Genomic DNA, 9,780 nt, shown 5'->3' on the forward strand with positions numbered 1-9,780 from the left:
ACAGCGAAAAGGTCATCGACCACTACGAAAACCCGCGCAACGTCGGCAAGATGAACGCGGAAGATCCTGATGTCGGCACCGGCATGGTCGGCGCTCCGGCATGCGGCGACGTGATGCGTCTGCAAATCAAGGTCAACGACGCCGGCATCATCGAAGATGCCAAGTTCAAGACCTACGGCTGCGGTTCGGCTATCGCTTCCAGCTCCCTCGCCACCGAGTGGATGAAGGGCAAGACCCTGGACGAAGCAGAAACCATCAAGAACACTCAGCTGGCCGAAGAACTGGCCCTGCCGCCAGTGAAAATTCACTGCTCGGTACTGGCTGAAGACGCTATCAAAGCGGCTGTTCGCGATTACAAGCAGAAGAAAGGCTTGATCTGACTTTCTGGATTTGGCGACGAGTAAGGAGTCACCGATGGCTATCAGCATGACAGAAGCGGCTGCTCGACACGTGCGGCGCTCCCTCGACGGGCGCGGCAAAGGTGTAGGGATTAGTCTGGGTGTTCGCACCACAGGCAGTTCCGGCCTTGCCTACGTGCTGGAGTTTGTCGACGAGGTGGTTGCAGAGGATCAGGTGTTCGAGAGTCACGGCGAAAAAGTGATCATCGACCCGAAAAGCCTCGCCTACCTGGACGGCACCGAGCTCGATTTCGTCAAGGAAGGGTTGAACGAAGGCTTCAAGTTCAACAACCCCAACGTACGCGGTGAATGTGGCTGCGGCGAAAGCTTCAATATCTGAGGCTTGTCGTGGGTATTCCTTGTCATTTCGCTTTATTCGAGCTGCAACCGAGTTTCCGTCTGGATCTCGAGCAGTTGGCCACGCGCTACCGTGAGTTGGCGCGCGGCGTTCATCCTGACCGCTTCGCCGACGCTTCCGAGCGTGAGCAGCGAACCGCACTCGAGCAGTCTGCACGGCTCAACGACGCCTATCAGACGCTCAAGAGTCCGGCCCAGCGCGCACGCTACCTGCTGACCATCAGCGGGCATGAAGTGCCGATGGAAGTCACTGTCCATGATCCCGAGTTTCTTCTGCAGCAGATGCAATGGCGCGAAGAGCTTGAAGACCTCCAGGACAGTGCCGACCTCGACGGTGTCGCGGTGTTCAAGCGTCGCTTGAAAGTGGCTCAGGAAGAACTCAACGAAAGCTTCGCAGCCTGTTGGGATGATGCGGCGCAACGCGAACAGGCCGAACGCCTGATGCGGCGCATGCAGTTCCTCGACAAGCTCACCTACGAAGTGCGCCAGTTAGAAGAGCGCCTCGACGATTAACCCAGTGCCGCTCCGGTCGCACGCCTGATATACAGATAAGTCCTGATCACGATGGCCCTACTGCAGATCGCCGAACCCGGCCAAAGTCCTCAACCGCACCAGCGTCGTCTGGCTGTGGGGATCGACTTGGGCACTACCAATTCGCTGGTCGCTGCGTTGCGCAGTGGTCTTTCCGAACCGTTGGCCGACGCAAACGGGCAGGTCATCCTGCCGTCCGCTGTGCGTTACCACGCCGATCACGTCGAAGTCGGCGAGTCGGCGAAGCTGGCCGCCGCGTCCGATCCTTTGAATACTGTGCTGTCGGTCAAGCGCTTGATGGGTCGTGGTCTGTCCGACGTCAAGCAATTGGGCGACCAGTTGCCGTACCGCTTTGTCGGTGGCGAATCGCACATGCCGTTCATCGACACCGTGCAAGGCCCGAAAAGCCCGGTCGAAGTCTCCGCCGATATCCTCAAAGTGCTGCGTCAGCGCGCTGAAGCGACGTTGGGTGGCGAGCTGGTTGGCGCGGTGATCACCGTTCCGGCTTACTTCGATGATGCTCAGCGTCAAGCCACCAAAGATGCGGCCAAACTCGCCGGTCTGAACGTGCTGCGTCTGCTCAACGAGCCGACTGCGGCCGCTGTGGCGTACGGTCTGGATCAACATGCCGAAGGCCTGGTCGCAATTTATGACCTCGGCGGCGGTACTTTCGATATTTCGATTCTGCGTCTGACTGGCGGTGTTTTTGAAGTGCTGGCCACTGGCGGCGACAGCGCGCTGGGCGGCGATGACTTCGATCACGCGATTGCCGGCTGGATCATCGAGAGTGCCGGGCTGTCCGCCGATCTCGATCCGGGCGCACAACGTAATCTGCTGCAAACCGCTTGCGCGGCCAAAGAAGCCCTGACCGACTCGGCCAGTGTTGAAGTGGCCTACGGCGACTGGAAAGCACCGCTGACCCGCGAAGCCTTCGATGCGCTGATCGAGCCAATGGTCGCGCGCAGCCTGAAAGCTTGTCGCCGCGCCGTGCGCGACTCCGGCATCGAACTGGACGACGTACACGCTGTGGTTATGGTTGGCGGTTCGACTCGCGTTCCTCGCGTTCGCGAAGCCGTTGCCGAAGCCTTTGGTCGTCAGCCTCTGACCGAAATCGACCCGGATCAAGTGGTGGCCATCGGTGCTGCGATTCAGGCCGATACCCTGGCGGGCAACAAGCGCGATGGCGGCGAACTGCTGCTGCTCGACGTGATTCCACTGTCCCTGGGGCTGGAAACCATGGGCGGCTTGATGGAGAAGGTGATTCCGCGCAACACCACCATCCCCGTCGCTCGCGCACAAGATTTCACTACGTACAAAGACGGCCAGTCGGCCATGGCGATCCACGTGTTGCAGGGTGAGCGCGAGCTGATCAGTGACTGCCGCTCGCTGGCGCGCTTCGAATTGCGTGGCATTCCAGCGATGGTGGCCGGCGCAGCGAAAATTCGCGTGACCTTCCAGGTCGATGCCGACGGTCTGCTCAGCGTGTCTGCCCGTGAGTTGGGCTCAGGCGTTGAAGCGAGCATTCAGGTCAAGCCGTCTTACGGTCTGACCGACGGCGAAATCGCCAAGATGCTCAAGGATTCGTTCCAGCACGCCAATGACGATAAAGTCGCCCGCGTTCTACGCGAGCAGCAAGTCGATGCCCAGCGCCTGATCGAAGCGGTGCAGGGCGCTCTGGAGGCTGATGGCGAGCGTTTGCTCGACGCCGAAGAGCGCATGGTCATCGACCTGCAACTGCAGGAACTGGCTGAACTGATGAAAGGCACCGATGGTTATGCCATCGAGCAGCAGACCAAGCGTCTGTCGCAAGTGACCGATGCTTTTGCTGCCCGCCGCATGGATCTGACGGTGAAAGCCGCTTTGTCGGGGCGCAATCTGAATGAAATCGAGGATATCTGATGCCGCAGGTCATTTTTCTGCCCCACGAGAAGTTCTGCCCTGAAGGCATGGTGGTCGAGGCCGCGCCCGGCACATCGATTCTCGAACTGGCCCACGAACACCACATCGAGATGGAAAGCGCCTGCGGGGGCGTCTGCGCTTGCACCACCTGCCACTGCATCATCCGCGAGGGTTTCGACTCGATGGAAGAGGCTGACGAGCTGGAAGAAGACTTCCTCGATCGTGCATGGGGTCTGGAAGCGCAATCGCGTCTGGCCTGTCAGGCTATCGTTGGTGAAGAAGACATCACCGTCGAAATTCCGAAATATTCGCTTAACCATGCGGCTGAAGCGCCGCACTGACTGGTAAGACTGTCATGAGCTACGGTTGGAATGATGTTCAACGTATTGCAGAAGAGTTGGCCGAGGCCAAGCCGGGCGTAGACCCGTTTTCTGTCAATTTCGTCGATCTGCAGCAATGGATCAAAGAGCTGCCGGATTTTGACAATACCTCTGGTCGTGTTGGCGAGAAGGTGTTGGAAGCGGTTCAGACGCTCTGGGCTGAAGAATTGGACTGATCGTCCTCGCAGGTTAGGCAATACCCAAGAACCCGCGTATAATTCGCGGGTTTAATTTTTCGCAAATTACCGTTTCTGGAGTTACACCATGGCTGTTCAACGCACTTTCTCCATCATCAAGCCTGACGCTGTTGCAAAAAACGTCATCGGCGAAATCACCACTCGTTTCGAAAAAGCCGGCCTGCGCGTTGTAGCTTCGAAACTGAAGCAACTGTCCAAAGCCGAAGCTGAAGGCTTCTACGCTGAGCACAGCGCTCGTGGTTTCTTCGGCGACCTGGTTGCTTTCATGATCTCCGGCCCTGTTGTTGTTCAGGTTCTGGAAGGCGAAAACGCTATCGCTCTGAACCGTGAGCTGATGGGCGCTACCAACCCTAAAGAAGCTGCTGCCGGCACCATCCGCGCTGACTTCGCTGATTCCATCGACGCCAACGCTGTTCACGGTTCGGACTCCGAAGCCGCAGCTGCTCGTGAAATCTCGTACTTCTTCGCAGCTACTGAAGTAACCACTCGCTAAGCATTGGCTTAAGAGTGAAGGTGAATCCATGACTACATCGACTGTAAAAACCAACCTGCTGGGTCTGACTCAACAGGAAATGGAAAAATTCTTCGACTCAATCGGGGAGAAGCGTTTCCGTGCCGGTCAGGTAATGAAATGGATTCACCACTTTGGTGTCGATGATTTCGACGCCATGACGAACGTCAGCAAGGCCTTGCGCGACAAGCTCAAGGTTATTGCTGAAGTCCGTGGTCCGGAAGTGGTCAGCGAGGACATCTCCACCGACGGCACCCGTAAGTGGGTGGTGCGTGTGGCGTCCGGCAGCTGCGTCGAGACCGTGTACATTCCCCAGGGCAAACGCGGCACTCTGTGCGTTTCGTCCCAGGCAGGCTGTGCCCTGGATTGCAGTTTCTGCTCCACCGGCAAGCAAGGCTTCAATAGCAACCTCACCGCCGCCGAAGTCATCGGTCAGGTGTGGATTGCCAACAAATCTTTCGGCAGTGTCCCGGCAACCGTCGACCGTGCCATCACCAACGTGGTGATGATGGGCATGGGTGAGCCGCTGCTGAACTTCGACAACGTCGTCGCCGCCATGCATCTGATGATGGATGACCTCGGCTACGGGATCTCCAATCTCAGCGTGAACCTTTACACCTCGGTAGTGGTTCCTATGATCTAAGAGCTGTACAATAACATCGAAGTCTACCTGGAGTTGTCCCTGCAAGCACCGAATCAAGCATTGCGTAACCAATTGGTGCCGATCAACAAGAAATATCCGCTTAAGATGCTGCTCGAGTCGTGCCAGCGCTACATGTCGTCCCTGGGCGAAAAACGTGTGCTGACCATCGAGTACACCTTGCTCAAAGACATCAACGACAAGGTTGAACACGCCGTTGAGATGGTCGAGTTGCTGAAAAACATTCCGTGCAAGATCAACCTGATTCCGTTCAACCCGTTCCCGCATTCCGGGTACGAGCGTCCGAGCAACAACGCGATCCGTCGTTTCCAGGATCAGTTGCATCAGGCCGGTTTCAACGTCACTGTTCGCACCACCCGTGGTGAAGACATTGACGCCGCATGTGGTCAATTGGTAGGGCAGGTGCTGGATCGCACCCGTCGCAGCGAACGTTATATCGCCGTGCGTGAGTTGAACGCCGACAGCGATCTGGCACAGAACGCCGCGAACACTAATTAAGAGAGGATCTCTATGTCCCTGCGCTTTGCGCTGCTGTTGCTGTTGGCCAGCCTGTGTGCTGGTTGTGTCCTGTCGGGTGACTACAACCCGATGAAGACCAGCAAGGGCCGCGATGAAGCGCGGGCTGCCTATGTGCAGTTGGGACTGGGATACTTGCAACAAGGCATGACCGAACGGGCCAAGGTGCCGTTGAAGAAGGCGCTGGAACTCGACAGTTCGGATCCAGACGCCAATGCCGCGCTCGGTTTGGTGTTTCAAGCCGAAATGGAGCCTGCACTGGCCGACGAGCATTTCCGCAAGGCCTTGTCCTCGCGTCCCGCCGATGCCCGTATCCTCAACAACTACGGCAGTTTTCTCTACGAAGAACAGCGTTATAAAGAAGCCTACGAGCGTTTTGAACAGGCGGCCGCCGATACCCTGTATCCTGAGCGCTCGCGTGTGTTCGAGAACCTCGGCATGACGGCGGCGAAACTCGGTCAGCGTGATGTCGCGCAGCAGCAACTGGAAAAAGCCTTGCGGCTGAACCGTCAACAACCGCGCGCATTGCTGGAAATGGCTGAGTTGTCCTTCGAAGACAGGCATTATGTGCCCGCGCGTGACTATTACGACCGTTTCAGCCTGCTGACCGAACAAAATGCACGTAGTCTATTGCTCGGCGTTCGGCTGGCAAAAGTGTTTGAAGATCGCGACAAGGCCGCCAGTTATGGCCTGCAATTAAAACGACTCTATCCCGGTACGCCGGAATATCAGCAATACCTGTCGGAGCAATGATGAAAGCGGCGCATCCCGAAGTTGTAGCAGCGAATCGCGTTAACCCCGGTGAGACCCTGCGCCAGGCCCGCGAAAGCAATGGCTGGTCGCTGGCCGAAGTGGCCCTCAAGCTCAACCTCACCGTGACGTCTCTGGGCAATCTTGAAGCCGGTGCTTTCGACAAGCTGCCGGGGCATACCTTTGCTCGCGGTTACATTCGCGCGTATGCCAAATTGCTCGGCATGGATCAGACCGTTCTGGTTCAGCAGTTCGACCAGTCCACCGGCACCGATTCCCAAGGCAGCAACGTTCACGCCTTGGGCCGTATCGAAGAGCCTGTGCGGGTTTCCCACACTATTTTGCGTATCGTCAGCCTGTTGTTGCTGATCGCGGTCATCGGCGGTGGTTTCGTCTGGTGGCAGGATCAGACCTCGCTGCGTACCAAGGACTTCACCAGCCTGACGCCGGAACACGTTGAAGTCGAAGGCGCCGACGGCACCACGCAGATTCACCCGATCGACGAGCCGGAAGATCAGGCTGTCGCCGAAGGTCAGGCCGAGGGCGCGACCGCTCTGGCGCTGCCGCAGTCGGAAACCACCGCGGAATCCACCGGTGCCGAAGCTACTGCTCCTGCGACATCGACTGCGCCAGCAACGCCGACCGCTCCAGCGGTTGCGCCGACTGCGCCGGTTCACACGCCAGCGCCAGTGGTTGCCACCCCGGCAACACCTGCTCCGGCTGTGCCTGCTACACCAGCACCAACCACGACTGCACCGATCGCCCCGAACGTGGCTCCAGTGGCACCAGTGGCTGGCGAAGGTCAGGTTTCAATGCAGTTCGTTGCCGATTGCTGGACGCAAGTCACCGATGGCAGCGGCAAAGTGTTGTTCAGTGGTCTCAAGCGTAAGGGCGACAGCCTCGCCGTTGCCGGCAAGCCACCGTTTGCCGTCCGCCTGGGCTACGCTCGCGGCGCGCAGGTCAGCTACAACGGCCAGCCGGTCGACGTCGCTCCGTTCACCAGTGGCGAGACTGCTCGCCTGAAGTTGGGTCAATAAGTCATGCACGGCGAATCTCCAATCAAACGTCGCGTTTCGCGCAAGATCTGGGTCGGCAACGTACCGGTGGGCGGCGATGCGCCGATCGCTGTGCAGAGCATGACCAACAGCGACACCAATGACGTTGGCGCCACTGTTGCGCAAATCAATCGTCTGGAAGCCGCCGGCGTCGACATCGTCCGCGTATCGGTACCGGACATGGACGCCGCCGAGGCGTTCGGCAAGATCAAACAACTGGTCAAAGTGCCGTTGGTTGCCGACATCCACTTCGACTACAAGATCGCTCTGCGCGTAGCCGAACTGGGCGTCGACTGCCTGCGCATCAACCCGGGCAACATCGGTCGCGAAGACCGTGTTCGTGCTGTGGTCGATGCCGCGCGTGATCGCGGGATCCCGATCCGCATCGGCGTCAACGCCGGCTCGCTGGAAAAAGACCTGCAAAAGAAATACGGCGAGCCGACCCCAGCCGCCCTGGTTGAGTCTGCTCTGCGCCACGTTGAACACCTCGAACGCCTGAATTTCCAAGACTTCAAGGTCAGCGTGAAGGCCTCCGACGTGTTCATGGCCGTCGAAGCCTACCGCTTGCTGGCGAAAGAAATCGTCCAGCCGCTGCACCTGGGCATCACCGAAGCCGGTGGATTGCGTTCGGGCACAGTGAAATCCGCCGTGGGCCTAGGTATGCTGCTCGCCGAAGGGATTGGCGATACTATCCGCATCTCGCTGGCGGCCGATCCGGTCGAGGAAGTGAAGGTCGGTTACGACATCCTCAAGTCTTTGCATCTGCGTTCCCGTGGCATCAACTTCATCGCCTGCCCGAGCTGCTCGCGGCAGAATTTCGATGTGGTGAAAACCATGAACGAGCTGGAAGGGCGCCTTGAAGACCTGCTGGTGCCGCTGGATGTCGCGGTAATCGGTTGTGTGGTCAACGGCCCCGGTGAAGCCAAGGAAGCCCATATCGGCTTGACCGGCGGCACGCCAAACCTGATTTACATCGACGGCAAGCCGGCGCAGAAACTGACGAATGACAATCTGGTGGACGAGCTGGAAAGGCTGATCCGCCAGAAAGCGGCCGAAAAGGTCGAAGCTGACGCTGCCGTAATTGCGCGCGGCTGACCCTGACTGAAGAGCCGAACGAATTTAAGGATTTAAAGTGAGCAAGTCATTGCAAGCCATTCGTGGCATGAACGACATCCTGCCCGAACAGACTCCCCTGTGGCGTTATTTCGAGGGCACCGTTGCGCGCCTGCTGGATAACTACGGTTACAAGCAGATCCGCATGCCGATCGTCGAGTTCACCGAGCTGTTCAAGCGCTCGATCGGTGAAGTGACCGACATCGTCGAAAAAGAGATGTACACCTTTGAAGACCGCAACGGCGACTCCCTGACCCTGCGTCCGGAAGGCACTGCGGCGTGCGTGCGTGCGGTGCTTGAGCACGGCATCACCGGCGGTGGCCAGGTGCAGAAACTCTGGTACATCGGTCCGATGTTCCGCCACGAGCGTCCGCAGAAAGGCCGTTATCGTCAGTTCCACCAGATCGGTCTGGAGGTGTTCAACCTCGACGGTCCGGACATCGACGCCGAGCTGATCATCATGACCTGGCGCCTGTGGGGCGAGCTGGGCATCCGTGATGCGGTCAAACTCGAACTCAACAGCCTCGGCACCAGCGAGTCCCGTGGGCGTTATCGTGAAGCGCTGGTCGAGTACCTCTCGGCGCACCACGACAAGCTCGACGAAGACAGCCAGCGTCGTCTGAAAACCAACCCGCTGCGCGTGCTCGACACCAAAAATGCCGACACTCAAGCGGTGCTGGTCGATGCGCCGAAGATGGCCGACTACCTCGATGAAGAGTCCCGTGCACACTTCGAAGGTCTGAAATCGCGTCTGGATGCCGTCGGCATTCCGTACGTGCTTAACCCGAAGCTGGTTCGCGGCCTCGATTACTACAGCAAAACCGTTTTCGAATGGGTCACCGACAAGCTCGGCGCCCAGGGCACTGTTTGCGCGGGTGGTCGTTACGACGGTCTGGTCGAGCAAATGGGCGGCAAGCCGACCACCGGCGTTGGTTTCGCCATGGGCATCGAGCGTCTGGTGTTGATGCTCGAAACCCTTGAGCAGATCCCGGAAGAAATCTCCCGTCAGGTCGATGTCTACCTCTGCGCCTTCGGTGAAGAGGCCGAGCTGGCCGGTCTGGCCCTGGCTGAACGCGTTCGCGATCAACTTCCAAACCTGCGCCTGCAAGTCAATGCCGGCGCCGGCAGCTTCAAAAGCCAGTTCAAGAAAGCCGACAAGAGCGGTGCGCTGTACGCACTGATCCTCGGTGACGACGAAATGGCCCAGCAAGTGGTAGGTTTCATACCCCTGCGTGGCCAGGGCGAACAACAAAGCCTTGCCTGGGATGCGCTCGCCGCTCACCTGGCCACCTGCGTCGTGCAGGGTTGAAGCTGTCTAAACAGCCGATTTAGCGATTAAGGAGTATTGGGGTGTCGAGTACCGAAGACGAGATCGGAAGAGCGTCGTATTGGGGTGTCGAGTACCGAAGACG

At 58.6% G+C, this 9,780-nt stretch carries 11 protein-coding genes and 1 pseudogene; all 12 read left to right on the forward strand.

Annotation, left to right across the window (positions count from 1 at the left end; translation table 11 throughout):
* The coding region (gene iscU / locus ACIP66_RS27175) for a Fe-S cluster assembly scaffold IscU (protein ID WP_400652246.1) at window positions 1-380 on the forward strand (380 nt) is incomplete at its 5' end.
* Between the two features lie 34 nt (window positions 381-414).
* Entirely contained in the window at window positions 415-738 is a 324-nt protein-coding gene (gene iscA, locus ACIP66_RS27180; protein ID WP_400652248.1) for an iron-sulfur cluster assembly protein IscA, read from the forward strand.
* 8 nt (window positions 739-746) lie between these two features.
* A complete protein-coding gene (gene hscB / locus ACIP66_RS27185) occupies window positions 747-1,268 on the forward strand; it encodes a co-chaperone HscB (RefSeq protein ID WP_053123537.1) in 522 nt (173 codons plus the stop codon).
* Between the two features lie 51 nt (window positions 1,269-1,319).
* On the forward strand, window positions 1,320-3,185 hold the full coding sequence (gene hscA / locus ACIP66_RS27190) for a Fe-S protein assembly chaperone HscA (protein WP_400652251.1): 1,866 nt from the start codon (window positions 1,320-1,322) through the stop codon (window positions 3,183-3,185).
* Window positions 3,185-3,526 carry an ISC system 2Fe-2S type ferredoxin gene (fdx, locus tag ACIP66_RS27195; protein ID WP_007916885.1) on the forward strand — a complete coding sequence of 114 codons (342 nt, stop codon included), beginning with the start codon at window positions 3,185-3,187 and terminating at the stop codon, window positions 3,524-3,526. The genes hscA and fdx overlap by 1 nt, the downstream gene beginning before the upstream one ends.
* A gap of 14 nt (window positions 3,527-3,540) precedes the next feature.
* Window positions 3,541-3,741: a Fe-S cluster assembly protein IscX gene (gene iscX, locus ACIP66_RS27200; protein ID WP_008084655.1), complete on the forward strand. Its 201-nt coding sequence runs from the start codon at window positions 3,541-3,543 to the stop codon at window positions 3,739-3,741.
* A gap of 88 nt (window positions 3,742-3,829) precedes the next feature.
* Window positions 3,830-4,255 (forward strand): nucleoside-diphosphate kinase, encoded by a 426-nt coding sequence (ndk, locus tag ACIP66_RS27205; protein ID WP_007916882.1) that lies wholly within the window; start codon window positions 3,830-3,832, stop codon window positions 4,253-4,255.
* Window positions 4,256-4,283: 28 nt separating this feature from the next.
* A pseudogene (gene rlmN / locus ACIP66_RS27210) lies at window positions 4,284-5,432 on the forward strand (23S rRNA (adenine(2503)-C(2))-methyltransferase RlmN).
* A gap of 12 nt (window positions 5,433-5,444) precedes the next feature.
* On the forward strand, window positions 5,445-6,203 hold the full coding sequence (gene pilW, locus ACIP66_RS27215) for a type IV pilus biogenesis/stability protein PilW (RefSeq protein ID WP_053123531.1): 759 nt from the start codon (window positions 5,445-5,447) through the stop codon (window positions 6,201-6,203).
* Entirely contained in the window at window positions 6,203-7,237 is a 1,035-nt protein-coding gene (locus tag ACIP66_RS27220; RefSeq protein ID WP_400652257.1) for a RodZ domain-containing protein, read from the forward strand. The genes pilW and ACIP66_RS27220 overlap by 1 nt, the downstream gene beginning before the upstream one ends.
* Before the next feature lie 3 nt (window positions 7,238-7,240).
* Window positions 7,241-8,350 (forward strand): flavodoxin-dependent (E)-4-hydroxy-3-methylbut-2-enyl-diphosphate synthase, encoded by a 1,110-nt coding sequence (gene ispG, locus ACIP66_RS27225; protein WP_400652260.1) that lies wholly within the window; start codon window positions 7,241-7,243, stop codon window positions 8,348-8,350.
* A gap of 37 nt (window positions 8,351-8,387) precedes the next feature.
* On the forward strand, window positions 8,388-9,677 hold the full coding sequence (hisS, locus tag ACIP66_RS27230; RefSeq protein WP_400652262.1) for a histidine--tRNA ligase: 1,290 nt from the start codon (window positions 8,388-8,390) through the stop codon (window positions 9,675-9,677).
* Window positions 9,678-9,780: the final 103 nt, after the last annotated feature.

Source organism: Pseudomonas sp. NPDC088429 (assembly GCF_044753305.1).
Taxonomy (GTDB): domain Bacteria; phylum Pseudomonadota; class Gammaproteobacteria; order Pseudomonadales; family Pseudomonadaceae; genus Aquipseudomonas; species Aquipseudomonas rustica.